This window comes from Pseudonocardia yunnanensis, assembly GCF_039534065.1.
Classification (GTDB): domain Bacteria; phylum Actinomycetota; class Actinomycetes; order Mycobacteriales; family Pseudonocardiaceae; genus Pseudonocardia; species Pseudonocardia yunnanensis.
Genome location: NZ_BAAAUS010000043.1, coordinates 18,911 through 43,367, shown reverse-complemented (window position 1 = coordinate 43,367; position 24,457 = coordinate 18,911). Strand labels below are relative to the sequence as shown.

At 71.5% G+C, this 24,457-nt stretch carries 25 protein-coding genes; 9 read left to right on the top strand and 16 right to left on the bottom strand.

Features of this window, described 5'->3' with window-relative positions; all coding sequences use genetic code 11:
• Positions 1-10: 10 nt before the first annotated feature.
• From trpS to ABD743_RS33595, 9 genes are all read right to left on the bottom strand, one after another.
• The gene (gene trpS / locus ABD743_RS33635) at positions 11-1,033 is read right to left on the bottom strand and encodes a tryptophan--tRNA ligase (RefSeq protein ID WP_344727043.1); all 1,023 of its coding nucleotides are present in this window, start codon (positions 1,031-1,033) and stop codon (positions 11-13) included.
• 51 nt (positions 1,034-1,084) lie between these two features.
• Positions 1,085-2,323 (bottom strand): CoA transferase, encoded by a 1,239-nt coding sequence (locus tag ABD743_RS33630; RefSeq protein ID WP_344727041.1) that lies wholly within the window; start codon positions 2,321-2,323, stop codon positions 1,085-1,087.
• 32 nt (positions 2,324-2,355) lie between these two features.
• Positions 2,356-2,532, bottom strand: coding sequence for a hypothetical protein (locus ABD743_RS33625; protein ID WP_344727039.1), 177 nt, complete (start codon positions 2,530-2,532; stop codon positions 2,356-2,358).
• A gap of 67 nt (positions 2,533-2,599) precedes the next feature.
• Positions 2,600-5,200, bottom strand: coding sequence for a bifunctional FO biosynthesis protein CofGH (locus ABD743_RS33620; protein WP_344727037.1), 2,601 nt, complete (start codon positions 5,198-5,200; stop codon positions 2,600-2,602).
• Positions 5,201-5,289: 89 nt separating this feature from the next.
• Positions 5,290-6,339, bottom strand: coding sequence for an iron-siderophore ABC transporter substrate-binding protein (locus tag ABD743_RS33615; protein ID WP_344727036.1), 1,050 nt, complete (start codon positions 6,337-6,339; stop codon positions 5,290-5,292).
• A 73-nt stretch (positions 6,340-6,412) separates the two neighbouring features.
• Entirely contained in the window at positions 6,413-6,904 is a 492-nt protein-coding gene (locus ABD743_RS33610; protein ID WP_344727034.1) for a YbaK/EbsC family protein, read from the bottom strand.
• Positions 6,905-6,968: 64 nt separating this feature from the next.
• Positions 6,969-8,393, bottom strand: coding sequence for a serine/threonine-protein kinase (locus ABD743_RS33605; RefSeq protein WP_344727032.1), 1,425 nt, complete (start codon positions 8,391-8,393; stop codon positions 6,969-6,971).
• Positions 8,390-9,181 (bottom strand): exodeoxyribonuclease III, encoded by a 792-nt coding sequence (locus tag ABD743_RS33600; protein WP_344727030.1) that lies wholly within the window; start codon positions 9,179-9,181, stop codon positions 8,390-8,392. The genes ABD743_RS33605 and ABD743_RS33600 overlap by 4 nt, the downstream gene beginning before the upstream one ends.
• A 14-nt stretch (positions 9,182-9,195) precedes the next feature.
• Positions 9,196-9,546, bottom strand: coding sequence for an SH3 domain-containing protein (locus tag ABD743_RS33595; protein ID WP_344727028.1), 351 nt, complete (start codon positions 9,544-9,546; stop codon positions 9,196-9,198).
• 217 nt (positions 9,547-9,763) lie between these two features.
• Between ABD743_RS33595 and ABD743_RS33590 the strand changes: the two genes are divergently transcribed.
• A complete protein-coding gene (locus ABD743_RS33590) occupies positions 9,764-11,977 on the top strand; it encodes an NADP-dependent isocitrate dehydrogenase (protein ID WP_344727026.1) in 2,214 nt (737 codons plus the stop codon).
• 69 nt (positions 11,978-12,046) lie between these two features.
• Here the strand turns inward: ABD743_RS33590 and ABD743_RS33585 are convergent, their stop codons facing one another.
• Together ABD743_RS33585 and ABD743_RS33580 are read right to left on the bottom strand one after the other, a co-directional pair.
• The gene (locus ABD743_RS33585; RefSeq protein WP_344727024.1) at positions 12,047-12,436 is read right to left on the bottom strand and encodes a DUF6069 family protein; all 390 of its coding nucleotides are present in this window, start codon (positions 12,434-12,436) and stop codon (positions 12,047-12,049) included.
• On the bottom strand, positions 12,433-13,131 hold the full coding sequence (locus tag ABD743_RS33580) for a VC0807 family protein (RefSeq protein ID WP_344727022.1): 699 nt from the start codon (positions 13,129-13,131) through the stop codon (positions 12,433-12,435). The genes ABD743_RS33585 and ABD743_RS33580 overlap by 4 nt, the downstream gene beginning before the upstream one ends.
• A 122-nt stretch (positions 13,132-13,253) precedes the next feature.
• Between ABD743_RS33580 and ABD743_RS33575 the strand changes: the two genes are divergently transcribed.
• From ABD743_RS33575 to ABD743_RS33555, 5 genes are read left to right on the top strand one after another with little or no spacing between them, the layout of a single operon-like run.
• Positions 13,254-14,396, top strand: a complete 1,143-nt coding sequence (locus ABD743_RS33575; protein ID WP_344727020.1) for a sensor histidine kinase — start codon at positions 13,254-13,256, stop codon at positions 14,394-14,396.
• The gene (locus ABD743_RS33570) at positions 14,384-15,058 is read left to right on the top strand and encodes a response regulator (RefSeq protein ID WP_379659177.1); all 675 of its coding nucleotides are present in this window, start codon (positions 14,384-14,386) and stop codon (positions 15,056-15,058) included. Before ABD743_RS33575 ends, ABD743_RS33570 begins: the two co-directional genes overlap by 13 nt.
• Before the next feature lie 49 nt (positions 15,059-15,107).
• Positions 15,108-15,893, top strand: coding sequence for an ABC transporter permease (locus ABD743_RS33565; protein WP_344727016.1), 786 nt, complete (start codon positions 15,108-15,110; stop codon positions 15,891-15,893).
• Positions 15,886-16,701 carry an ABC transporter permease gene (locus ABD743_RS33560; RefSeq protein WP_344727014.1) on the top strand — a complete coding sequence of 272 codons (816 nt, stop codon included), beginning with the start codon at positions 15,886-15,888 and terminating at the stop codon, positions 16,699-16,701. Before ABD743_RS33565 ends, ABD743_RS33560 begins: the two co-directional genes overlap by 8 nt.
• Positions 16,698-17,642, top strand: coding sequence for an ABC transporter ATP-binding protein (locus ABD743_RS33555; protein WP_344727013.1), 945 nt, complete (start codon positions 16,698-16,700; stop codon positions 17,640-17,642). The genes ABD743_RS33560 and ABD743_RS33555 overlap by 4 nt, the downstream gene beginning before the upstream one ends.
• Position 17,643: 1 nt before the next feature.
• Here ABD743_RS33555 and ABD743_RS33550 read toward each other — a convergent pair whose 3' ends face one another.
• From ABD743_RS33550 to ABD743_RS33530, 5 genes are all read right to left on the bottom strand, one after another.
• Positions 17,644-18,951 carry a DUF2252 domain-containing protein gene (locus ABD743_RS33550; protein ID WP_344727011.1) on the bottom strand — a complete coding sequence of 436 codons (1,308 nt, stop codon included), beginning with the start codon at positions 18,949-18,951 and terminating at the stop codon, positions 17,644-17,646.
• 48 nt (positions 18,952-18,999) lie between these two features.
• Positions 19,000-19,593, bottom strand: a complete 594-nt coding sequence (locus tag ABD743_RS33545; RefSeq protein WP_344727009.1) for a carboxymuconolactone decarboxylase family protein — start codon at positions 19,591-19,593, stop codon at positions 19,000-19,002.
• Between the two features lie 22 nt (positions 19,594-19,615).
• A complete protein-coding gene (locus ABD743_RS33540) occupies positions 19,616-19,912 on the bottom strand; it encodes a DUF3017 domain-containing protein (RefSeq protein WP_344727006.1) in 297 nt (98 codons plus the stop codon).
• Between the two features lie 130 nt (positions 19,913-20,042).
• The gene (locus ABD743_RS33535; RefSeq protein ID WP_241039775.1) at positions 20,043-20,897 is read right to left on the bottom strand and encodes a bifunctional methylenetetrahydrofolate dehydrogenase/methenyltetrahydrofolate cyclohydrolase; all 855 of its coding nucleotides are present in this window, start codon (positions 20,895-20,897) and stop codon (positions 20,043-20,045) included.
• 156 nt (positions 20,898-21,053) lie between these two features.
• Positions 21,054-21,683 carry a pentapeptide repeat-containing protein gene (locus ABD743_RS33530; RefSeq protein WP_379659178.1) on the bottom strand — a complete coding sequence of 210 codons (630 nt, stop codon included), beginning with the start codon at positions 21,681-21,683 and terminating at the stop codon, positions 21,054-21,056.
• Between the two features lie 159 nt (positions 21,684-21,842).
• Here ABD743_RS33530 and ABD743_RS33525 point away from each other — a divergent pair, with 159 nt between their 5' ends.
• The 3 genes from ABD743_RS33525 to ABD743_RS33515 all read left to right on the top strand — a co-directional run bounded on the left by ABD743_RS33525 (position 21,843) and on the right by ABD743_RS33515 (position 24,438).
• On the top strand, positions 21,843-22,166 hold the full coding sequence (locus tag ABD743_RS33525; protein ID WP_344727004.1) for a putative quinol monooxygenase: 324 nt from the start codon (positions 21,843-21,845) through the stop codon (positions 22,164-22,166).
• A 262-nt stretch (positions 22,167-22,428) separates the two neighbouring features.
• Positions 22,429-23,082: a GPR1/FUN34/YaaH family transporter gene (locus ABD743_RS33520; RefSeq protein ID WP_344727002.1), complete on the top strand. Its 654-nt coding sequence runs from the start codon at positions 22,429-22,431 to the stop codon at positions 23,080-23,082.
• A gap of 96 nt (positions 23,083-23,178) precedes the next feature.
• Positions 23,179-24,438, top strand: coding sequence for an NAD(P)/FAD-dependent oxidoreductase (locus ABD743_RS33515; RefSeq protein WP_344727000.1), 1,260 nt, complete (start codon positions 23,179-23,181; stop codon positions 24,436-24,438).
• The last annotated feature ends 19 nt before the right edge of the window (positions 24,439-24,457 follow it).

The window sequence follows — 24,457 nt, the reverse complement described above, 5'->3', positions numbered from 1 at the left end:
GCTCGTCACCTCATTCGGTCGGTGGCAAGAACCCGATCTTCTCGTGAACGTCGGCCAGTGTGGCGCCGGCGACCTCCCGCGCCCGGGAGGCGCCGGCTGCAAGCACCCGGTCGAGCTCGGCCGGATCGTCCAAGTACGTCCGTACCCGTTCTCGCAGCGGCTCAACGAAGTCGGCGACGACGTCGGCGAGATCCTTCTTCAGGTCGCCGTAGCCCTTGCCCGCGTACTCCTCCTCCAGTTCGGAGATCTTCCGGTCGGTGAGGGCGGAGTAGATCGTCAGGAGGTTCGAGACGCCGGGCTTGGCCTCCGGGTCGTACCGGATCTCCCGGTCGGCGTCGGTGACGGCGGAGCGGATCTTCTTCGCGCTCACCTTCGGGTCGTCGAGCAGTTCCACGATCCCGGACGGGCTCGATGCCGACTTGCTCATCTTCGCCGTGGGGTCCTGCAGGTCCTGGATCTTGGCGGCGCCCGCGGGGATGTAGGCCTGGGGCACGGTGAGTGCCTTGCCGAAGCGGGAGTTGAACCGCTGCGCCAGGTCACGGGTGAGCTCCACGTGCTGACGCTGGTCCTCGCCCACCGGCACGTGATCCGGCTGGTAGAGCAGGATGTCGGATGCCTGCAGGATCGGGTACGTGAACAGGCCGACCGTGGCCCGGTCGGCGCCCTGGCGCGCGGACTTGTCCTTGAACTGCGTCATGCGGCTCGCCTCGCCGAAGCCGGTGAGACACCCGAGCACCCATGCCAGCCGCGGGTGTTCGGGCACGTGGGACTGCACGAAGAGTGTGCAGCGGTCGGGGTCCAAGCCGAGGGCCAGCAGCTGCGCTGCGGCGTTGCGCGTGCGGGCGGCGAGGGTCTTGGGGTCGTACTCCACCGTGATCGCGTGCAGGTCCGGGATGAAGTAGAACGCGTCGTGGTCGTCCTGCATGGCGACCCACTGCCGCACCGCACCGAGGTAGTTACCGAGGTGGAACGACTCCGCGGTCGGCTGGATGCCGGAGAGCACCCGCGGACGGCGGTCGGTGGCGGCGGTCATGCCTCGATTCTCGCAACCGGAGTCCACCGGGTATCAGCCCGGTGCCCCCCATCACGCCGAGGGTCGGCCCGCGCCCGCGACGGTGCCTGCGTCCATGAGTTTGCCGATCTCGGCAGCGTCGAGGCCGAGCAGCTCGGCGAGGACCTGCTCGGTGTCCCGCCCGAGTTCGGGGGCCTCCCCCGGGCCGCCGTGGTCGCCGTTCCACCGCATCGGTGACCGGGCGGTGATCGCACCTGCCCCACCGGGGAGGGTCATGTCGACGAGCACCGGGTGGGCACCCTCCCGGTGGGCGGCGACCACCTCGGTCATGCCGCGGTAGCGGCCCCACAGCACCCGCGCGGCGTCGAGCTCCTCGCTGACCTGCGCGAGGTTCCGCGCGGCGAACCACGGCCGCAGGATCGCCGCGATCGTCTCCCGCAGGCGGTAGCGCTCGGCCTCCTGGGTCAGGTCGGCGGACAGCGCCGTCTCCAGCGCGTCGAACACCCCGGCAGTGCCGGTCACCTTGCGCAGCGCGTCCCACTGGCCCTCGGTCAGCGCGACGACCATCACCCGCTGCCCGTCCGAGCAGGCGAAGTCGACGCCGAAGCTGCCGTACACGTGGTTGCCGTGCCGTGGCCGCTCCCGGCCACGCTCGGCGGCCTCCGACAACCAGCCGAGGTTCGCGACGCCCGCCAGCGCCACGTCGGACAGGGCCAGCTCGACGTACGCGCCCCGCCCCGTGCGAGCCCGGTCGTACAGCGCGGCGAGCACGGCGGTGGAGACGCTGAGGCCGGTGGTGAAGTCCCAGGCAGGCAGCACGTGGTTGACGGGCGCGCCGCCCTCCTCCGGGCCCGTGATCTGCGGGATCCCCACCTCGGCGTTGACGGTGTAGTCGACGGCGGGCCGCCCGTCGGGGTAGCCCTGTACACGCACGTGGATCAGGTCGGGGCGCCGGCCGGCGAGCACATCGTTGGCCATCCACCGCCGCCCGACCACGTTGTCGACGAGCACGCCGCGGTCCGGCCCCGGCGCGGTGACCAAGGCGGTGAGCAGTTCCCGCCCGGCCGGGGCCCGCAGGTCGATCGCGACCGACCGCTTGCCCTTGTTGAGCGAGGCCCAGTAGTAGGACTCGGCCTCTGCCCCGCCGGTGCCGTTGCCTGCCACGGGCCAGCGGCGGTAGTCGCTGCCGCCGCCGACCGGGTCGACGCGGACGACGTCGGCACCCAACTGGGCCAGCGTCATCCCGCCGGTCGGGCCCGCGACGAAGCTCGCGCACTCGACGACGTGCAGGCCTTCCAGCGGACGGCTCATTCCGCTTCCCTCCGATGTCGTCAACGGAAGGCTCAGTCCTCCGACTCGGGGCCGGGAGTCACTTCCTGCGGGGCCGGCTCGACCCTGCGGACCTCGACGGTGCGGTTGTCGAGGTCGATCGGGCCGAGTTCCCACTCCTGCCCGTTTCCGGACTCGCCGGCCTCGTCGCGGATCTTCGGACCTGGGAAGAGCTCACCGAGGACGCCCATACCCCCACGATACGACCATCGCCGCTGGTGGGCTGCGCACGGCCTCGGCGAGACTCGTTCGCCGCTCTCAGGCCGTGGTCAGCGGGAGCAACCGCGGACCCGACGGCTGCGCAGGCGCCAGCCGCTCCACCGGCTCGCGGTAGGTCGTGCTGCGCTGCCGCACCGGACGTCCCGCCTTCGCGGCGATCGCCGCCAGCTCGGCCACCGTGCGCGCCGAGCCGTTCTCCGAACCCGCCATCCGGCTGATCGTCTCCTCCATGAGCGTGCCGCCCATGTCGTCGGCGCCGCCCTGCAGGATCTCCGCGGAGAGGTCGTCGCCGAGCTTCACCCACGAGCACTGCACGTGGTCGATGCGACCGTGCAGGGCGAGCCGGGCGAACGCGTGCACGGCCCGGTTGTCGCGCGTGGTGGGCCCGGGCCGGGCGATGCCTGCGAGATAGATCGGCGCGTTGTGGTGCACGAACGGGAGCGGGACGAACTCGGTGAAGGACGCCGCGCCCGCCTCGAGGGAGGAGTCCTGCAGGGTCGCGAGGGTGCGCAGGTGCCCGAGCCAGTGCCGCGGCTCGTCGACGTGGCCGTACATCATCGTCGACGACGACGGGATGCCGAGGCGGTGCGCCGTGCCGACGACCTCGAGCCACTGGGCGGCAGGCAGCTTGCCCTTGGTGAGCACCCAGCGCACCTCGTCGTCGAGGATCTCGGCGGCGGTGCCGGGGATCGAGCCCAGCCCGGCATCGCGCAGCTCGGTGAGCCACTCCTCGATCGAGACGCCTGCCTTGGCCGACGCGCTGACGATCTCCATCGGGCTGAACGCGTGCACGTGCATGCCGGGCACCGCGGCCTTCACGGCGCGCACCAGGTCGGCGTAGAACGACACGGGCAGCTGAGGGTCGATCCCGCCCTGCATGCACACCTCGGTGGCGCCGTCCTCCGCGGCCTCCACGGCCCGCGCGGCCACCTCGTCGAGAGAGAGCCGGAACGCGTCGGCGTCGCGCTCCCGCTGCGCGAACGCACAGAACCGGCAGCCCACGTAGCAGACGTTCGAGAAGTTGATGTTGCGGTTGACCACGTAGGACACCGCGTCGCCCACGACGTCGGCGCGGAGCTGGTCGGCGAGCCTGGCGAGCTCGTCGAGGGCCGGACCGTCGGCGGTGAGAACGGCCATCGCCGCTGCCTCGTTCGCGGGGTCGAGCAGCGCGGCCGGATCGGACGCGGCGAGCGCGAGCCCGGCGCGGACGTCGGAGTCCAGCCGCTCCGGAGCGGCCTGCTGGTGCGCCGCGAGCTCGGAGCGCAGCTCGTCCCAGTCGCCGTACACCGACTCGAAGTCGCCGCGCCGGTCCTCGGTGCGCCCCTCGGAGTCGATGGAGGTGTTGAGGTCGATCCGGCCGCTGGACTCGAACCCGCCGTCGGGCTCCTGCCACGGCCGCCCCCGCACCGCGGCGCTGGCGTTCGCGAGTCCGGTCTCCGGGTTTGCGAGCGCGGCGACGTGCGCGTGCAGGCGCGTGTCGATCCAGGGCGACCCGGCCAGCACGTACTTCGGGTACGCGGTGAGCCGCTCCCGCAGCGTGAATCCGGCAGCGGCCGACCGGGCGGCCAGCTCGTCGATGGCGGGCCAGGGTCGTTCCGGGTTGACGTGGTCGGCGGTGACGGGCGAGACGCCGCCCCAGTCGTCGATGCCGGCGCGGAGCATCAGCGCGAACTCGTCACCGACGAGGTTCGGCGGCGCCTGCACCCGCATCTTCGGGCCGAGCACGATCCGCGCGACGGCGATGGTGGCGGCCAGGTCATCGAGGTCGGCGTCCGGGTCGTTCGCCATCGCCGTGTCGGGCTTGGCGCGGAAGTTCTGGATGATCACTTCCTGGATGTGGCCATGGGCCCGGGCGGCCGACCGGATCGCGAAGATCGACTCGGCCCGCTCGGTGCGCGTCTCGCCGATCCCGATGAGGATGCCGGTGGTGAACGGGACGCCCACCCGTCCGGCGTCGGTGAGGGTGCGCAGCCGTACCGCGGGGTCCTTGTCCGGGCTGCCGTAATGCGGCCCGCCCGGCTCGGACCACAGCCTGGTGGCCGTGGTCTCGAGCATCATGCCCATGCTCGGCGCCACCGGCTTGAGCCGCGTGAGCTCCGCCCAGCTCATGACGCCGGGGTTGAGGTGCGGAAGCAGTCCCGTCTCCTCCAGTACCGCGATCGCGCAGGCCCGGACGTAGTCGAGCGTGGAACCGTAGCCACGCGCCTCGAGCCACTCCCTGGCCGCGGGCCAGCGGTCCTCCGGGCGATCGCCGAGGGTGAACAAGGCCTCCTTGCACCCGGCGGCGGCTCCGGCCCTGGCGATCTCCAGCACCTCGTCGCGCTCGAGGAACGCGGCGGGCAGCCGGTGCGGGACCGTGGCGAAGGTGCAGTAGTGGCAGCGGTCGCGGCAGAGGCGGGTGAGCGGGATGAACACCTTCCGCGAGTACGTCACCACGCCCGGGCGCCCCTCGGCGACCAGCCCGGCGTCACGCACCCGGGACGCCGCGGTCAGGAGCTCGTCGAGCTCCGCCCCGCGGGCGGCCAACAGCACGGACGCCTCGGTGACGTCGAGGGCGACGCCGTCGCGGACCCGGCGCAGTGCTCGACGCAGGGCGGAGGCGGACGCCGGCGGCTCCGGCACGCTCACGAAATCAGACACTCCTGAACACTAGGTCGCGGAATGGAGCCGGGTCGACCGGCTGCCCCACCGGCCACGGTGACGGGCGCCACCTTGGCCGCAAATGCGTCTCAGGTGACCACGGCGTCGAGCTGCGTCACGAGCGCGTCGATGACGCTCGGCAGACTCAGCACCGTGCCCCACGTCCATGCGGCCGAGACCAGCGGATCCTCCACGAACAGCGACCGGCCGGCCCGCACCACGGCCATCTGTGAGTAGAGCGGCGCGGCCTCGATCTCCGGGCGCACCTCGGGCGTGTAGCCGGTGTTCCACAGCAGCACATCGCGGTCGAGCAGACCCATCTGCTCGTCGCTGATCGTCGCGCCGTCCTGGTCGCCCGAGAGCTGACCGATCTCGGGCGGGATCGTGAAGCCGAGGGCGGCGAGCAGCTGGGAGCGCTGGTCGTTGGGCGACCGGACGAAGGAGATCCCGGGCTCGTTGCGCTCGGCGACCACGGCGGTGCGGCCCTCGAACTCCGGGTGCGCGCCGCGGGCTGCGGCCAGCTGGGCGTCGATCCCGGCGATCAGCTCGTCGGCGCGCTCGGGGCGGCCGAGCGCGCGGCCGGCCAGCCGCGTGTACTCCTGCCACGGCGCACCCCACTCGGCGAACCCCACGGGCGGCCCGACGGTGGGCGCGATGCGCGAGAGCGTCTCGTACTGGGTGGCGTCGATGCTGGTGTAGAGCCCGATGATCAGGTCGGGGGCCAGCGCGGCGATCTCCTCGTACTGGTACTCCGGCGTGCCGGTGAACGTGCCACGGTTCATCACCGCGGGCTTCGCGTCACCGAGCTCGTCCTGCGCCCACGGCCACGTGGCGTAGGGGTGGTCGCCGTACCAGTCGGTGACCCCGACCGGACGGACGCCGAGTGCGAGCACCGGGTCCTGGTCGCTGTACCCCACGGTGACGACCCGCTGCGGTGGGGCCGGGATCTGCGTCGTCCCGTTGCGGTGCTCGACCGTGATCGGGAAGCCGGCCGTGCCCTGCGCCGACGGCGCCGCCGTGGTGCCGGTTCCGCCGCCGCAGGCCGTGAGCAGACCGAGAACGCCCAACGCCCCGGCGCCGGTCAGCAGCCTGCGGCGCGTGATGTGCGCGGCGGCGGGTTCGAGGGGAATGGCGGGCACGGTGCCTCCTGGGCCAGATCAACAGGGCGGCCGGAGGATAGCCTGCCCTTACCCGATTCGTCACCGATGTCCGTCACGCCACGTCGGCGGGCTCCCCTCCGGTGACGGCCACGAGCTCGTCGAAGGTGGTGGGGAACACGGCGTGCGCGATGCCTCCCGCGGCCCAGACCTCGTCGAAAGCCGCGAGCGCCCGGTCCACGAGCGTGCGCAGGGGCGCCGGGTGCCCGACCGGCGCCACGCCGCCGATCGCCTGCCCGGTGGCCGCCCGCACGAACTCCGGCGAGGCCCGCCGCACCCGCTCCACGCCGAGGAGGGCCGCGACCTTGCCTGTGTCCACCCGGTGCGCGCCGGAGGTGAGCACGAGCAGCGGGACGCCGCCGGACATCTCGAACACGAGCGAGTTGGCGATCTGCCCGACCTCGACGTGCAGCGCCGCCGCGGCGGCCGCGGCAGTGGTGACGGCGTCGGGCAGGACCTGCAACCTGGCGATCCGGGACGGGTCGGCGCCGCCCGCGGTGAGGGCGGCCACCACGAGGTCGATGTTGCGATGCGAGGCGGTGCTCATGGCCGCATCCCACCACGGCGGCCCGATGCTGTCCGGTCGATTACGCGTACGACCGGAGCCGGTGCTAGGAGTCGTCCGCGATGCGGGTGCCGGTGATCTGGCTGCCGTCGGCGGAGCGCAGCAGGCAGATCACGTCCCGGTTCGTGAAGCTCGACGATGCCCCGACGGGCGTCTCGAACGCCGCCTGCGACGGCACCAGAGCCGCCACGGCGAGCCGATCCTTGCCGGGCCCGGTGACCACGTCCGAGTCGAACACCAGCGTGCACGCCTGCGCCGCGTAGGAAGCGAGCTGTGAGCGTCCGGGGTAGGGCAGCGCGCGTTGTGGGCCGAAGGGGTCGAAGGTCTGGAACACCTCGAGGTCGTGCGGGCCGTCGCAGCTCACCGTGGAACCGGAGGGGAACGATCGCCCCGGCGCGAGCTGGCCCTGCAGGCACGAGCGGAACCTCGAACCGAAGTCCGGCAGGTCGCCGCCCGGGCCGTAGGTCATCGTGGTGGCCTCCGGTCCGGACGGGCCGAGAACTCCCGCCCTGGCCAGGGCGAGCCCCCCGGCCATGCCCAGCACCGCTCCCAGCACCAGCGCCACCACGGGCCACACCCAGCGTCGCCGGGAGGACGTCACCGGGGGTGTCGCCGGGGTGTTCTGGGGTCCGTGGAACAGCGGTGTGGTCTCCGTGCCCGGCGCGGAGAGCAGGGCAGCGGCCTGCACCCCGCTGAGCCGGGCCTGCGGAGAGCGTTGCAGAAGCCCTGAGATGACCGCCCCGAGCGGGCCCCGGGTGCGGGTGGCCGGCACGTCGGCGTGCAGCACCGCTGCGATCGTGGCCGCCGTCGTCTCCCGGCTGAACGGTCCGGTGCCGTGAACCGCGTAGAACAGCGTGGCGCCTGCCGCCCACAGGTCCGACGCCGGAGTCGCCTGCGCCCCCTCCAGCCGCTCCGGCGACAGATAGCTGGGCGAGCCGATGACCGAACCGGTGGTGGTCAGCCCGGGGTCGTCGACCGCCTGGGCGATCCCGAAGTCGGCGAGCCGCACCCGGCTACCCGGGCCGAGCATGACGTTGCTGGGCTTGACGTCGCGGTGCACCACCCCGCTCTCGTGCGCGGTGCGCAGCGCGCTGAGCAGCTGGTGGGCCACCGACGCGGCCGCACGCTCGTCGAGTGGCCCGTGGCGCTGCACCACCTGGGCGAGAGTGGGCGCCTCGACCAGCTCCATCACGATGTGGTCGATCCCGTCGTCGGTGACGACGTCGTAGACGGTGACGATGCCGGGGTCGTTGAGCCTGCCGGCCGTGCGTGCCTCGCGGAGCAACCGCTCCCGGAACGAGAGCCGGTCCTCGGCGCTGTGGCCCTCGGGGAGGTGGAGCTCCTTCACCGCCACGTGCCGGCCCATCACGCGGTCCTCGGCGCGCCACACGATGCCCATGCCACCGCGGCCGAGCTCGCCGAGCACGACGTAGCGGCCGCCGATGACGCGCGTGGGGCTGACCGGGTTCATGATGCGTACACGATGGTCACCGGCGCGTGGTCCGACCAGCGCTCACCGTGGCTCGGTGCCCGCTCCACCGCGGCGGAGACGGCGCGAGCGGCCAGCTCCGGCGTCGCGACGTGGTGGTCTATGCGCCATCCCGTATCCCGATCGAAGGCTCGTCCCCGGTAGGACCACCACGAGTACGGCCCGTCGACGCCGGGGTGCAGGGCCCGCACGACGTCCACCCAGCCGCTCGCGAAGAGTGCAGCCATCCACTCCCGCTCGTGGGGCAGGAATCCCGAGTTCTTGACGTTTCCACGCCAGTTGCGGATGTCGGCTTCCGCCGGCGCGATGTTCCAGTCGCCGCAGACCAGCATCTCGCGGTCCTCCGCGGCGGCCTTCTCCCGCCGCTCGGCGAGGTAGGGGGCGAAGAGCGCGAGGAAGCGGTTCTTCTCCGCCTGCCTCGGCGTGCCGACGGTGCCGTTGGGCAGGTAGAGGGACGCGATGGTGAGGCCGGGCAGGTCGACCTCGAGATAGCGTCCGGAGCCGTCGAACTCCGGCTCGCCGATGCCCACCCTGACGGCCTCGGGCTGCTCTCTCGTGAGCACACCGACGCCGTTGCGCCCCCGGACGCTCTCGCACGGGGCGTAGGCGAGGTGCCAGCCGGCGAGCATCGCGGGCGGCAACTCGTCGAGCTGCGCGCGTGTCTCCTGCAGGCAGACGATGTCGGCGGACGTGCCGGTCAGCCAGCGCAGGAGCCCCTTCGCGGCGGCCGCCCGGACCCCGTTGACGTTGACCGAGCTAACGGTGCGCACGCCCGCAGCGTCCCTCAAGCGCAGTTGGTGTCCGGGAGCGGGGTCAGGAACTGGTCAGCGGCCCACTGGTTGCCCTCCAGCTCGCGGAACCCGTTGGTGACGATCCGGGTGCCGTCGACGCGGTCGCCCCGCACGAGCGTCTGGAGCAGGGCGGAGTCCTGGTCGGGTGCGGCTCGCACGTTGAGCTGGTCGGCCGCCACTTCGAGCTGGCAGCCGGTGGATCCGTCGGCGGCGGCCGACTGATCGTTCAGGCCACCGCGGTCGATGATGGCGATGAACGCGAGGAGTACGCCGACGACCAGCACGAACGTCCATCCTCGGAACGTCGACTTCTCTAGCTTCGGAATCTTGAACCTTGAGGCCACGGCCACGTCTCCCGGGGACGGTGAGGTGTACCTACGGTAGCGGAACGACCACCCGGATCCCACCGATGATCTTCGATCACTGTGATGTCGGCGTCCTGACCACCATGTCGTGCGACGCACTCCCCCGGTCGTGTTGTGCAGGGGATAGCGTGTCGAGAGGGAGCAGCGCGCTCCGCGACCCAGGTCCGACCAGTCCCGAGGCAGGCCCGAAACAACGATGAAGGTCATCTACACGTACACGGACGAGGCCCCGGCGCTCGCCACGCACTCGTTCCTACCGATCATCGAGGCCTTCGCCGGCAAGGCCGGGGTGGATGTCGAGACGCGTGACATCTCGCTGGCCGCCCGCATCCTCGCGCAGTTCCCCGACCGGCTCACCGACGCCCAGCGCGTGCCCGACGCGCTCAGCGAGCTCGGCGAGCTGGCGAAGACGCCCGAGGCCAACATCATCAAGCTCCCCAACATCAGCGCGTCGATCCCGCAGCTGAAGGCGGCCATCAAGGAGCTGCAGGGCGCGGGCTACGCCGTCCCGGACTACCCCGAGGACGCCCGCACCGACGAGGAGAAGGCCGCGCGGGCCGCCTACGACACGGTCAAGGGCAGCGCGGTCAACCCGGTCCTGCGCGAGGGCAACTCCGACCGCAGGGCGCCTGCCTCGGTCAAGAACTTCGCCCGCAAGCACCCTCACTCGATGGGCAAGTGGTCGGCCGACTCCACCTCGCACGTCTCCACGATGAGCGACGGCGACTTCCGCCACTCCGAGCGGTCGGTCACCTTCGACGACGCCGCCGACCTGCGCATCGAGCACGTGGCCGCCGACGGCACCGTCACCGTGCTGAAGCCCTCGCTCGCCGTGCTGCCCGGGGAGATCCTCGACGCCGCGGTCATGCGCAAGCAGGACCTGACGGCCTTCCTCGCCGAGCAGGTCACCGACGCCCGTGACAAGGGCGTGCTGTTCTCGGTGCACGTCAAGGCCACGATGATGAAGGTCTCCGACCCCATCCTGTTCGGCCACGCGGTCGAGGCCTACTTCGCCGACGTCTTCGCGCAGTACGGCGACGACCTCGCCTCCGTCGGTGCCGACCCCGATGACGGCCTCGCGAGCGTGCTCACCGCCCTCGAGAAGCTGCCCACCGAGAAGCGTGAGGCCATCGAGAAGGCGATCATCGCCGCCTACGACAGCGGCCCCGGGCTCGCGATGGTCGACTCCGACCGCGGGATCACCAACCTGCACGTGCCCAGCGACGTCATCATCGACGCCTCGATGCCCGCCGCGATCCGCTCGTCCGGGCAGATGTGGAACGCGAAGGGCGAACTGCAGGACACCAAGTTCGTCATCCCGGACTCGTCCTACGCCCCGCTGTACGCGGAGACCGTCGACTTCTGCCGGGAGCACGGCGCGTTCGATCCCACCACGATGGGCACCGTCCCGAACGTGGGCCTGATGGCGCAGAAGGCCGAGGAGTACGGCAGCCACGACAAGACGTTCGAGATCGCGGCGGCGGGCACCGTCCGGGTCGTCGACGCCTCCGGCACGGCGCTGCTCGAGCACGAGGTGAGCGAGGGCGACCTCTGGCGCGCATGCCAGACCAAGGACGCCCCGATCCGCAACTGGGTGCAGCTCGCCGTCTCCAGGGCCCGCGCCACCGGCGCGCCTGCCGTGTTCTGGCTGGACGAGACCCGCGGCCACGACGCCGAGGTCATCAAGAAGGTGCGCGCCTACCTGGCCGAGGAGGACACCGACGGCCTGACCATCGAGATCCTTCCCGTCGCCGAGGCCACGCGGTACACGCTGGAGCGCACCAAGCGCGGCGAGGACACGATCTCCGTCACCGGCAACGTCCTGCGCGACTACCTCACCGACCTGTTCCCGATCCTGGAGCTGGGTACGAGCGCGAAGATGCTCTCGATCGTCCCGCTGATGAACGGTGGCGGGCTCTTCGAGACCGGGGCAGGCGGCTCGGCCCCGAAGCACGTGCAGCAGATGGTGCGCGAGAACCACCTGCGCTGGGACTCCCTCGGCGAGTTCCTCGCGCTGGCCGTCTCCCTGGAGTTCCTGGCCGACTCCGACGACAACCCGCGCGCGAAGCTGCTGGGCAAGGCCCTCGACGACGCCACCGGGAAGCTGCTCGAGAACGGGAAGTCACCGTCGCGGCGGGCCGGTGAGCTGGACAACCGCGGCAGCCACTTCTACATCGCGCTGTACTGGGCGCAGGCCCTCGCCGAGCAGGACGAGGACGCGGAGCTGGCCAAGATCTTCGCCCCGCTGGCGGAGAGCCTGGCCGCCGACGAGTCGACGATCGTGGACGAGCTGAACGCGGTGCAAGGCACCCCGGTGGACCTGGGCGGCTACTACTACGTGGACAGGGAGAAGACGGACAAGGCGATGCGCCCCAGCGCAACGCTGAACGCCGCACTCCAGTCCTTCTAAGGGAATTCGGGAGCCGTAGTGCTGTCGTGGGCGTCGCCCCACAGCACTACGGCTCCTTCCTGCTTTCATTCACAGGAGCGCGATCAGCACTGCTCCTACCGCTAGGTGCATCGACAGCAGTATCAGCATCTCCGTCCCTGTCGCGCCCATCAGCGGCGTGGCCAGCGACAGGGCCAGCACCACCAGCGCGATCACCGTCCACGCCCGGCGCGGGCGCGCGGCGCGGCGTTCCAGCACGGCGAGCAGCGCCCATCCGGAGAGGCCTGCGCACAGCGCCCCGGCCACGACGGCGAGCGCACCCACCGGCGTGGCCGTGCCGCCGATCGGTGTGGCCGTGAGGTCGAGCCCCGCCACCGGTACGGCGACGGCCCAGATCGCGAGGGGTGCGAGCACGGCGAGCACCACGGCAGTGGCGCGCCGGGCAGCCGTTCGGGACGGGGGTCGGGTGGTCGTGGTCATCGGACGGACTCCTTCATGGACGGGGCCCGGCGGCGCCCGAACAGCAGGTGCCACGAGCCGGAGCGGTACAGGACGACGTTGGTCGGGATCTGCATGGCCACGACGGTCACGAGGGTGAGAGCGGTGTCGAGGGCCGGAACGACCGGCACCGGCAGCGTGGCGGCCATGAGCACGCGCAGCGCGCAGTCGAGCAGCAGCGCGCCACCCCACATCACGGTGATCGACCGCCAGGCCCGCCGGAAGCGCGGGTCGCGCTCCCACAGCTCGTCCATCAGGGCTGCCCGGCGCGGGAACAGGATCTGCGTGGCCTGGAACGTCAGCGGGCGGCGCGTCCAGAGGGTCGCCAGCATCCAGAGCCCGGACGGCAGGCTCAGCAGGGCGTTGCGCACCAGCAGCTCACGCGGGTCACCGGTGATCAGCGAGGCGACCTGCACCACCGTCGTCACGACGAGAACCGCCACCGCCGTCGGCTGCACGCGACGCCCGCGCGCGACCGTCACCACCGTCTTGACCGCGGACGGACCAGCGCTCAGGGCGAGCGCGGTGACGTCGTCGACGCCCGCGGCGTGCAGCCCGTAGTAGAGGGCGAGCGAGCCCCCGACATCGACGAGCAGCGTCTGCAGCCCGGGCCGGCCGCGACGGTTGCCTGATGTGATCACAGCGGGAGCGTCGCGGGCTGCAGGCAGGGCGGGCATCGGCCGGACGCTCGTGCGAGTGCCACTCCCGTCGGCGCGGGGTTCGACTTTTGTCGGGGTCCGCGGTGGATTCGACTTTTGTCGGTGTTCCGGCCGCGGCCTGCCGCCCTACTCTCCCCGGCGTGGAGCGGGACGGTGGCGGCTGTGCGTCGGCGCGCGGAATGGCGATCCTCGCCGTGGCAGGCACGGTTCTCGTCACGCTGACGATCATCGGTCGAGCCAGCGGCGGCGTCGCACTGCTTCCGCTGGACATCATCGTCGGCGTCCTCGCGTGCACGCTGCTGCCGCTTCTGCTGCGGTGGCCGATCGCCGCTGCGGTGGCGCTCGCGCTGCTGGCCGCGGTGTCGCCGGCCGCGACCCCACCATCCAACATCGCGACGCTGCACATCGCCCGGAGCCGACCGGTCGCGCTGGCCGTGGGGGCCGGGCTGTTCGGGCTGGCCGCCCATGCCGTCCAAGGCCTGCTGCACCCCACGCCGGGGCTGTCCTACGGGTGGTGGCTCGTCCTGGTCCTCGTCACGCACGCGGCGCTCGTGGCGTGGGGCGCCTTCACCCGGGCGCGGCGCGCGCTCCTCGAGTCGCTGCGGGAGCGGGCCCGGCGGGCCGAGGAGGAGCAGGCCCAGCGCGTCGCCGCAGCGCGTGCACACGAACGCACCCTGATCGCCCGCGAGATGCACGACGTGCTGGCCCACCGGCTCTCCCTGGTGGCGGCATCGGCGGGCGCTCTGGAGTACCGCCCCGACGCCCCACCCGAGCAGCTCGCCAAGGTGGCGGGCGTCGTCCGAGCGGGCGTGCACCAGGCGCTGGAGGAGCTGCGCGAGGTGATCGGAGTCCTGCGCGCCGACGGCACCGACCCCACCGCCGACGCTCCACAGCCGACGCTCACCGACCTGCCCGCCCTGCTCGACGAGTCCCGAGCCGCAGGTGTGGTGCTCGACGTGGACAACTGGGTCACCGACCCGTCGAGCACGCCGGAGGGCACCGGACGTTCCGCGTATCGGATCATCCAGGAGGGCCTGACCAACGCCCGCAAGCACGCGCCCGGCCGGCCCGTCCACGTCCAGGTCGACGGTGGCCCCGGCGACGGCCTGCTGATCGACATCCGCAACCTCCTCCCCGACCAGCCGCCGAATTCGCCTCCCGGCAGCGGCACCGGTCTCGTCGGCCTGGCCGAGCGGGCTCAGCTCGCGGGCGGACGCCTCGGGCACGGGGTGACCCCGGACGGCGAGTTCCGGCTGCACGCGGCACTACCGTGGCCCGGGTGATCACCAGGTCGGACGGAACAGTGCGTGTGCTCGTCGTCGACGACGACCCCCTGGTGCGCGGTGCGCTCACGATGATGCTGGACGGAGCAGCCGGGATCTCGGTGGTCGGCGAGGCGGGCGACGGCGACGAGGTGCCCGCGGTGGTCGACGCGCACGCACCGGACGTCGTACTGATGGACCTGCGGATGCCGAGGGTGAACGGGATCGCCGCCACCCGGCGGCTGCGGGCCCGGCCGCAGCCGCCCGAGGTAGTCGTCCTGACCACGTTCGACACCGACGAGAACGTGCTCAGAGCGCTGCGCGCCGGCGCCAGCGGGTTCCTGCTCAAGGACACCCCGCCCGCTCAGATCGTCGACGCGGTCCGGCGGGTGGCGGCGGGCGATCCCATCCTGTCCCCGGGCGTCACCCGGCGGCTGATGGACCGGGTCACCGCGGAGACCGGCTCCCACGAGCAGGCCCGCGCCACCCTGCGCGCGCTCAGCCCGCGCGAGCACGAGGTGGCGATCGAGGTGGCCAGAGGATGCTCCAACGCGGAGATCGCGGAGGGGCTCGGCATGACGGTCGCGACGGTCAAGGCACACGTCTCCCACGTGCTGACGAAGCTCCACCTCGGCAACCGCACCCAGATCGCGCTGCTCGTCCACGACGCCGGCCTGGTCTGAGCCCGCGAGGCGCGAAAACCGGTTGCGGCCGGTCGTAGCGTCGACGGACGTGCTCGCGCCCTATCCCCAGCTCGTCGCCGCGGGCTACCGGCGATACGCGAGCTATCGCCAGGCGACCTTCGCCGGGCTCGCCACCAACACCGTGTTCGGCCTCCTGCGGGCCGCCGTGCTGATGGCCGTGCTGGACCAGCGCGGCACGGTCGCGGGCTACGACGTGCCCACCGCCATCACCTACGTCTGGCTCGGCCAAGGCCTGATCAGCGTCGTGATGCTGTGGGGCGACCAGGAGCTGGCTCGTCGGGTCCGGACCGGCGACGTCGTCGTCGACCTGGGGCGACCCTGGGACCTGCAGGCCGCGCTTCTCGCCACCGACCTCGGTCGTGCCTGCCACGCCGTCGTGCGGCGCATGGTCCCGCCGGCCGCGTTCGGAGCGGTGTTCTTCCCGTTCCGGTGGCCCGAGCGGCCGGACACGTGGCTCTGGTTCACCGTGTCCGTCGCGCTCGCGGTGGTGGTGAGCTTCGGGATCCGTTTCCTGCTCAACGCGAGCGCCTTCTGGCTTCTCGACGTGCGCGGTGTGATCGCCGTCTGGGGGGTCGTCGGCGGGGTGCTGAGCGGCCTCGTGATGCCGTTGGCGTGGTTCCCGGAGTGGGCACGGACGGTGCTGTGGCTGACCCCGTTCCCGTCGCTCTTCCAGAGCCCGATCGACGTGTTCACCGAGCGCGGCAACGTTCTCGGCGTGGTCGCCGTCCAGCTCGGCTGGGCCGCGCTGCTCCTCGTGGTCGGGCGGGCCGTCCTGGCCCGCGGCACGCGGCGGCTGGTGGTGCAAGGTGGCTGAGCTCCGGGTCGGCGCGGGGAGCATCTATCCGCGGATCGTCGCGTCGCGCGTCCGCAGTCAGCTCGCCTATCCGGCGTCGTTCGCGCTCGACGTCGTCGCGCAGTTCATCGGGCAGAGCATCGAGCTGATCGTGATCCTCGTCGTGTTCACGCAGGTCAGCTCGCTGGGCGGGTTCTCGGCAGGAGAGGTCGTGCTGATCTACGGCCTCTCCGCCACGGCGTTCGGGCTCGCCGACCTCTGCGTCGGCCAGGTGGAGGAGCTGCCCACCTACATCCGCACCGGCGAGTTCGACGTCATGCTGCTGCGCCCGCTCGGCACCCTCCCGCAGCTGCTGTCGGCCGACGTCGCGCTGAAGCGGCTGGGCCGCGTCGCCGCCGGACTGGGCGTGCTGGTGTGGTCGTTCGTCACCCTCGACATCGACTGGACGCCGGCCCGCGCGGCGCTCGCAGTGATCGCCCCGCTCGCAGGGGCGGTCATCCTCTCGTCGATGTGGGTGGCGGCGAACGCCGTCTCGTTCTGGCTCGTCGACGGCCGTGAGTTCGCGAACTCCGTCACCTACGGGTCGAGCTTCTCCACCTCCTACCCGATCACGATCTACGGGCCGTGGCTGCGACGGATCATGTGCTACGCCGTGCCCGCCGCGTTCGTGGCCTACTTCCCCGCGCTCGGGCTCCTGGGCCGGGCCGATCCGCTCGGACTGCCCGAGCTGCTGCAGTGGAGCTCTCCCCTTGTCGCGGTGGTGGCGGTGGCCGGGGCAGGGCTTGTCTGGCGCACGGGCGTACGGCACTACCAGGGGACGGGGTCATGATCATCGAGACGGAGGCGCTGCGCCGGGACTTCCTGGTCGGCACCCGGCTGCGCAGGCGGCGCGTCACCGCGGTCGAGGACGTGACCATCGCCGTCGCGCGCGGGGAGGCGGTGGGCTTCCTCGGCCCGAACGGCGCCGGCAAGTCCACCACGATCAAGATGCTGACCGGGGTGCTCGTGCCCACCTCGGGGCGGGCGAGCGTGTGCGGGCTCGACCCGGTGCGCGAGCGCCGAGAGCTGGCCCGGCGCATCGGCGTGGTGTTCGGGCAGCGCAGCCAGCTGTGGTGGGACCTGCCGCTGCGGGACAGCTTCGACCTGCACGCCGCGATCCACCGCGTACCCGCAGCCCGTTACCGGGAGCGGGTCGACGAGTGCGTCGAACTGCTCGACATGGCGAGCTTTCTCGGCACACCCGTCCGGCAGCTCTCGCTGGGCCAGCGGATGCGCGGAGAGGTCACCGCGGCGCTGCTGCACGCGCCCGAGCTCCTCGTGCTCGACGAACCGACGATCGGCCTCGACCTCACGAGCAAGGAACGACTGCGCTCGTTCCTCTCCGAGGTGAACGCGCGCGGGGACGTCACGCTGCTGCTCACCACCCACGACCTGCCCGACGTCGAACGGCTCTGCCGGCGCGTGGTCGTCATCGATCAGGGCCGTGTGCTGGTGGACGACGAGCTGGCGGCGCTACGGCAGGGCTTCGCCGGGCATCGTGTGCTGGTCGTCGAGCTCACGTCGCCCGTACCGCCGCTGCTCGGCCTTGCCGGCGTCGTCGACGTCACGGTGGAGGCCCAGGGGCTGCGGCAACGCCTGGAGTTCTCGCCGGGCGCCACCACGGCCGCCGAGCTGATCGGGACCGTCGCCCAGCAGGTGGATCTGCGTGACGTCTCCGTCGTCGAGCCGTCGATCGAGGACCTCGTGCGCGCGCTCTACTACTCGCGCTGACTCAGGAGGTACTCGCGACCCCGGGGATCGCGCCACCGCGGAACGCGTCGACGAACAGCGCATGGTCGGCCCGCACCTGCGCCGAGTAGTTGTGGGCGAAGTCCACCACCCACGCCACGAACTCGTCCGTGCGTCCACCGACCACCCGCATGATCGCCTCCTCGGTCTGGAACGGGACGAGGGAGTGGTCGGCATCGGAGTCGGCCACGCAGTGCACCTTTGCCGTCGCCCGGCCCAGGTAGTCCACCACCGGCCCGATCTCCGAGGGCTCGGTGAGCTCCGACCAGTCCAGGTCGGCCTGGTAGGGCGACACCTCGCTGACCACGAACCCGACCCCGTCGAGATCCGTCCAGCCCAGCAGCGGGTCGGCATGGGCCTGCAGCGCACGATGGGACAGCACCGTGCGGTGCCCGTGGTGCTGGAACGCGGCCGCGATCGCCGGATCGGTCACCACACGGGAGGGCGCGGCGACGTTGCCCTGCTTCATCGACAGCACCACGTCGTTGTCCAGCGCCTGGTTGTAGCCCTCGATCAGCACCGTGTACGCGGGGAGACCCGCGCTGCCGATGCCGAACCCGGAACGCCCCGCCACGTCCTTGACCGTGTACGTCACCCCGCGGAACCGCTTCGACGGCGGGATCGTCTCGATGTAGCGCTCCACCGCGTCGACCACCGCGGCGCGCTCACCGTCGTCCAGCCGGCGCAGGCCGGGCACGTCCCGCAGCCGCCGGTCGAAGCCCTCCGTCTCGGTGATCCCGTCGAGCAGCGCCACCCGCGAGCGCAGCCGGGCCAGCTGCAGCACCTGGTGCACCACGCCGTCGGTGGTGCCCAGGCGCAGCGAGAAGCTGCGGTCGTCGGCCTGGTCGACGAACCACCGCACCTGGTCCAGATAGGCCCGCACGTACCGCTGCACGAGGACCGTGATGTCGCCGTCGGAGATCGCCTTGCGCCACCCCAGCAGCGCGAGGCTCGCAGCGAAACGCGTGACATCCCAGGTGAAGTGCCCGACGTAGGCCTCGTCGAAGTCGTTGACGTCGAAGATCAGCACCCCGTCGCCGTCCATGTAGGTGCCGAAGTTCTCGGCGTGCAGGTCACCCTGGATCCACACGCGGCTCGTCCGCTCGTCGGCCCACGGGTCGTCGCTCTCCGCCACGTCGGCGTAGAACAGGCATGCGCTGCCGCGGTAGAAGGCGAACGGGTCGGCGGCCATCTTGCGGAACTTCGTGCGGAAGGCTGCCGGGTCGGCCGCCATCAGGTCGGAGAACGCTTCCACCAACGTGCCGACGATCTGTGCCGAACGGTCCGCCATGCCTAGATCATGCCGCGAAGTGCGGATCGACAGGTGGACCCGGCGCGATCAATCCCGCATCGAGCGAGCGGGGAACTCGACGGGCGCCGCACCGTCCGGGAGCGGCACCCGGAGCACCCGCATCTGCAGTGCGAGCAGCGAGTAGTAGCCGACGAGCGTGGTCAGCTCCACCGCGCCCGACTCCCCGAGGCGCTCGACGGCCTCGCCCCACGCGGCATCGTCGACGTCACCACTGGTGAGCAACTGCTTGACGGCCGTGGCGGCAGCCCGTTCCGCCGGGTCGTCCGGCTCGACCGAGTCACCGACCCGCACCGCTTCGATCAACGCACCCGGAAGACCGACGCTCAGAGCGAGCGGGGCGTGCGCGTGCCACTCGAACGCAGCGCGATGGTGCGCGGCGACGAGCAGGGTCGCGAGCTCGCGGACCCGATCGGACAGCACGCCCTGGTAGCGCAACGCGGCTCCCACGCCCTGCAGGGCCGCGCCACTGCGCGGCGCACGGAGCATCGCGTCGAACGGCCCCAGCAGGCTGCCGTCCGCCGCTCGTTCGACGGGGCGCGGACGCGCGTCCAACGCCGCGAGCAGAGCGCGCTGGTCGGTATCGAGTTCGTCGGGGAGCAGGGGGCGCAGTCGTCGGGTCACGGGGCCCACGCTGCCCTGCCGATCAGCCGAAGTCGAACGACCCGCGCGTGATCGTCACCGCCAGCACCGTGATGACCACACCGAACGCGGAGTAGCAGAGGATGTCGACCGGCCGGCTCCGGATGGCCAGCAGGCCGACGCGGTCCGCCGGGAGCAGGATGCGCAACACGGCCGCCACGATCAGGGCACCGCCGAGAAGCACCGCCCCCTCGCGCCAGTGCTGCGTGAGCACGCGCATCATGCCCAGCGCCGCGATGACCAGCACCAAGGTCATCGGCGCATGCACCGGGAGCCGCGAGCGGAAGTCGACCACGCTCACGCCTCGGCTGCCCGTCCGGCATCGATGCTCACTCCGACAAGCTCCGTTCGGTTCAGAAGGTCGAGCTCACTTCGACAAGCTGCGTTCGGTACTGATGCTCACTTCGACAAGCTGCGTTCGGTACTGATGCTCACTTCGACAAGCTGCGTTCGGCTGCTTCCACCACATTCGTCAACAGCATCCCGCGAGTCATCGGGCCGACACCGCCCGGCATCGGGGCGAGCAGGCCTGCCACCTCCCGGACCTCCGGAGCGACATCGCCGACGAGCCCCTTGTCGGTGCGCGTGACCCCGACGTCGAGCACCGTGGCACCCGGCCGGACCATGTCGGCCGTGATCAGGCCCGGCACACCCGCCGCCGCGACGACGATGTCCGCCCGGCGTACCTCGGCGGCGAGGTCGCGCGTGCCGGTGTGGCAGAGCGTCACGGTGGCGTTCTCGCTGCGCCGGGTGAGCAGCAGCCCGAGCGGACGCCCGACCGTGACACCACGGCCGACCACCGTGACGCGGGCACCCTTCAGCTCCACGTCGTAGCGGCGGCAGAGCTCGACGATTCCACGCGGCGTGCACGGCAACGGGCCGGGCTCACCCAGCACCAGCCGCCCGAGGCTCACCGGCGCCAGGCCGTCGGCGTCCTTGGCCGGGTCGATGCGCTCCAGGGCAGCGCCGGCGTCGAGCCCCTGCGGAAGCGGCAGCTGCACGATGAACCCGGTGCAAGCGGGATCGGCGTTGAGCTCGTCGATCGCCCGCTCGACGTCGGCCTGGGTCGCATCGGCCGGCAGCTCCCTCTGGATCGAGGTGATCCCGACCTTCGCGCAGTCGCGGTGCTTGCCGCGAACGTAGGAGTGCGAACCTGGGTCGTCGCCGACGAGGAGCGTGCCCAGGCCGGGCGTCACACCGTCGGCCTGCAGCTTCTCGACCCGGCCCGCCAGCTCGCCCAGGATGTCGTTCAGAGTCGCCTTGCCGTCCATCAGTGTCGCCGTCACGTCCCCATCCTCCCAGCCCGCGTACCAACCCGGCTCGTCCCACCATGACGCGCCGCCCACGCCCGCGACATGGACACATGTCGCGGTTCGTCAGCGACGTCGTTCGACGTCATGTGTCCATGACGCAGCCGTCACGGGGCGACGGGCTCGTGTGGGTCAGGAAATGCGGAGGCCGTGGGCGGCGGCGAAGGCGATGGCCTGCTCGGCGTCGACGGTGGCCCCAGCGAGCCGGGCCTGCACGAGGCCGTCCGCGCCGATGCGGGCGCCGCGCAGGTCGGCGCCCTCGAGCCGGGTGTTCAGCAGTCGAGCCCCGGTCAGATCGGCACCACGCAGGTCGGCTTCCCGCAGGTCGGTCTCGACGAGGTTCGCCTCACGCAGCCGCAGCCCGGACAGGTCCGTCTTGCGCAGGTCCGCCCGGCCGAGGGCCGCGAGCGTGAGATCGCAGTCGGTCATGACGAGCGGACGCAGCCGACAGTCGATGAGCGAGGTGCCGAGCAGTGAGCAGCCGCGAAAGGCGGAGCCGCCGAGGGTGGCCCGCCGGATCGTGCAGGTGCGGAACGCGCTGCCGCGGTGGGTGGAGTCGCCGAGGTCGGCGCCGGTGAAATCACACTCGTCGAACGTGCACGACTCGGTGACCAGGCCGCGCAGATCGGCGTCGATGAACCGGCAGCGGATGAACCGCCGCTGGCGCCACGGCTCGTCCCCCACCCGCACATCGGACAGGTCCAGATCGATCTGCTCCGTGTCGTCGTACGCGGTGTCGCCGGAGCCGGTGTCGTCGTGCACGCAGCCACCCTGCCATCCACCGCCGCTCCCGATGCCCACGGTTCCCTGTGCGCGTCTCGGCGTTCACTGATGGCCGGTCGCACCCGTGGCAGACTCCCGGTGAGCAGGTCGGCGACGGTGCCGACAGCCGACTGAACGCCATGCCGATGGAGGTTCCGCGTGATTCTCATCGTCCTGAGGGCAAAGATCCGACCGGAAAAGCACGACGAGTGGCTGGCCGGGATCAGGCAGTACACGGCCGACGTGCGGAGCGAGCCGGGGAACATCTCCTTCGACTACTTCCAGAACGGCGACGACCCGAACGAGTTCGCGATGATCGAGGTGTTCCGGGACTCGGACGCGGGGGCCGCGCACGTCGCCACCGACCACGCGAAGAACTTCTTCGCCTTCATGCCGGCCATGGTCTCGGAGCGGCCGCGGATCAACTACCAGGATCTCGACGGAGAAGCCTGGTCGGAGATGGCCGAGGTCACACCCGAGTAAGCGGCACCCACGGCGGGCCGTCGATCGCCTGGCCGGCCTCGGCGCACCTGTCTGCACGCGCCGGCTGCCGGCGGCCCGCCGCGTACACCCGCGATGCGCGCGGGGCGACACACTCCACCGATCCTTTCGGGCGACCGGATGCCGTCACAACCGACATCTCGCTCGGAACGCAGCAGTGTCGAAATAGGGCCATCGGGCGCACAATGTGACCCATCCGGCGCAACTCCGCCAGGACCCGGCCGTCTCGACGAGGAGCGAGTGGATGAGCGTGAGCGACGCCCGGCCGCGGACCGGGAGCGTGACGCCGGACGTGTCGGCCGCAGGCGGCGGCAACCCCGCACTGCTCGGCCTGCCCGCTCTCCTGCCCGGCAGCCTCACACTGGGGCTCTGGCTCATCGGCTACCTCGACACGGCCACCCTGCCCGGCGGCATGATCCCGGCGGTCACCTCCTCATCGGGCCTGTTCCTGCTGGTGGCATGCATCTGGGCGGTGCGGGTAGGGCAGGGCACGATGGCCACGATCTTCGGCATCTTCTCCGCGTTCTGGCTGAGCTTCGGATTCCTGCTGCTGGGCGTGATCAACGGCTGGTTCGGCATCGCCACGGAGCCGGGGCTGCGGGCAGGCCAGATCCAGAACGTCGAGGCCACCTTCGTGCTCTCGTGGCTCATCGTCTTCGCGACGCTCACCGTGGCCACCCTCCGGCTGCCGCTCGCGTTCACCGCGGGATTCGCCGTGGTGTGCACCACTCTCGCGCTCGTGCTCGGCTTCGTGGTGAACGGCAACCGGCTGTTCGCCACGCTCGGCGGCATCACGACCTTCGTGGTCTGCACGATCTACGCCTACATCTTCGTGGATGCGATGAGCCAGGAGCTCGGTGGCTCGGCCATGCCGATGGGGGCCCCGATCCAGCAGTGATGCCCGTCGTCGCAGGGCGCCGGTTCACGATCTGACTACCTAGCATCGAGTCCATGCGCATGGGTCGAGCCGTCGAGCAGGCGGTAGGTGGACTTGATGTCTGACGTCCTGGTTATCGGTGGAGGGTTCGCCGGCGTCTGGGCCGCGGCCGGTGCTGTGCGGGCCCGGCGAGCCGCCGGGGCATCCCCGTCGGATCTGCGCGTCACGCTGGTCTCCGCCGGAGACGACATCGTGATCCGGCCGCGGATGTACCAGTCCGACCCGGACCGGATGCGCGTGCCGCTCGACCGGATTCTCGGGCCGATCGGCGTCCGGAGAGTGGCCGCCACGGTGACCGGCATCGACACGGGCACGCGGCGCGTGCAGGTCATCGGTCGCGACGGAAGCACCACCGAGCTCACCTACGACCGGCTCGTCCTCGCTGCCGGCAGCCGCCTCGTCCGGCCGGACCTGCGCGGCGCAGAACACCTCTTCGACGTCGACACGATGCCGGGCGCCGCGAGGCTGCACAGCCACCTGCACCGGCTCCCCGCGGAAGCGCCCGGCGCGGGGCGTTTCACGGCCGTCGTCGTCGGTGCGGGGTTCACCGGCATCGAGGTGGCGACCGAGCTGGTGGGCAGGCTGCGCGACATCGCCACACCGGTCGACGCGGCCGAGCCCGTCCGCGTCGTGCTCGTCGAGCGGGAGAACGTCGTCGGCCCCGAGCTCGGCGAGGGTCCCCGTCCGCGGATCATCGAGGCACTGGCCGAACTCGGGGTCGAACAGCGGCTGGGCGTGGGCGTCGAGAGCGTGGGTCCGGCGGGCGTCCGGCTTTCCGACGGGAGCGAGATCGCGGCGAGCACCGTCATCTGGACAGCGGGCATGGCCGCCAGCCCGTTGACGGCTGACATTCCCGGTGAACGCGACCGGCTGGGGCGCCTGCACGTCGACGAGTACCTGCGCGTCACGGCAGCTCCCGACGTGTACGCCGCCGGTGACACCTCAGCGGCGCTCGCGCTGGACGGCCATCCCGTCATGCAGAGCTGCCAGCACGCCATGCCGCAGGGCAAGTTCGCCGGGCACAACGTCGCCGCCGATCTCCTCGGCCTTCAGCAGGTTCCCTTCGCGACCGAGCCCTACGTCACCTGCCTCGACCTCGGCGCTGCCGGGGCCGTGCTGACCAGCGGGCGGGAGCGCACGGTCCGCAAGACCGGGCAGGAGGCGAAGGACGTCAAGCACACCATCACCGCCGTCGCGATCTACCCGCCTGTCGACGACGTGGAGGCGATTCTGGCCAGGGCGGACTACCGCTCCAGCACGTGGAGGGGTTCCGCGGGCTCCCAGCCCGGCGAAACTGCGGTTGCCACAGCGGTCTGAGCCAACCGGCGCGACCATC

Bases quoted from the DNA above. Each gene is read 5' to 3' on its own strand.
- ABD743_RS33515 (WP_344727000.1), top strand. From the start codon at position 23,179: ATGTCTGACGTCCTGGTTATCGGTGGAGGGTTCGCCGGCGTCTGGGCC.
- ABD743_RS33555 (WP_344727013.1), top strand. From the start codon at position 16,698: ATGATCATCGAGACGGAGGCGCTGCGCCGGGACTTCCTGGTCGGCACC.
- ABD743_RS33605 (WP_344727032.1), bottom strand. From the start codon at position 8,393: ATGAACCCGGTCAGCCCCACGCGCGTCATCGGCGGCCGCTACGTCGTG.
- ABD743_RS33580 (WP_344727022.1), bottom strand. From the start codon at position 13,131: ATGCCCGCCCTGCCTGCAGCCCGCGACGCTCCCGCTGTGATCACATCA.
- ABD743_RS33590 (WP_344727026.1), top strand. From the start codon at position 9,764: ATGAAGGTCATCTACACGTACACGGACGAGGCCCCGGCGCTCGCCACG.
- ABD743_RS33585 (WP_344727024.1), bottom strand. From the start codon at position 12,436: ATGACCACGACCACCCGACCCCCGTCCCGAACGGCTGCCCGGCGCGCC.
- ABD743_RS33625 (WP_344727039.1), bottom strand. From the start codon at position 2,532: ATGGGCGTCCTCGGTGAGCTCTTCCCAGGTCCGAAGATCCGCGACGAG.
- ABD743_RS33630 (WP_344727041.1), bottom strand. From the start codon at position 2,323: ATGAGCCGTCCGCTGGAAGGCCTGCACGTCGTCGAGTGCGCGAGCTTC.
- trpS (WP_344727043.1), bottom strand. From the start codon at position 1,033: ATGACCGCCGCCACCGACCGCCGTCCGCGGGTGCTCTCCGGCATCCAG.
- ABD743_RS33610 (WP_344727034.1), bottom strand. From the start codon at position 6,904: ATGAGCACCGCCTCGCATCGCAACATCGACCTCGTGGTGGCCGCCCTC.
- ABD743_RS33520 (WP_344727002.1), top strand. From the start codon at position 22,429: ATGAGCGTGAGCGACGCCCGGCCGCGGACCGGGAGCGTGACGCCGGAC.
- ABD743_RS33550 (WP_344727011.1), bottom strand. From the start codon at position 18,951: ATGGCGGACCGTTCGGCACAGATCGTCGGCACGTTGGTGGAAGCGTTC.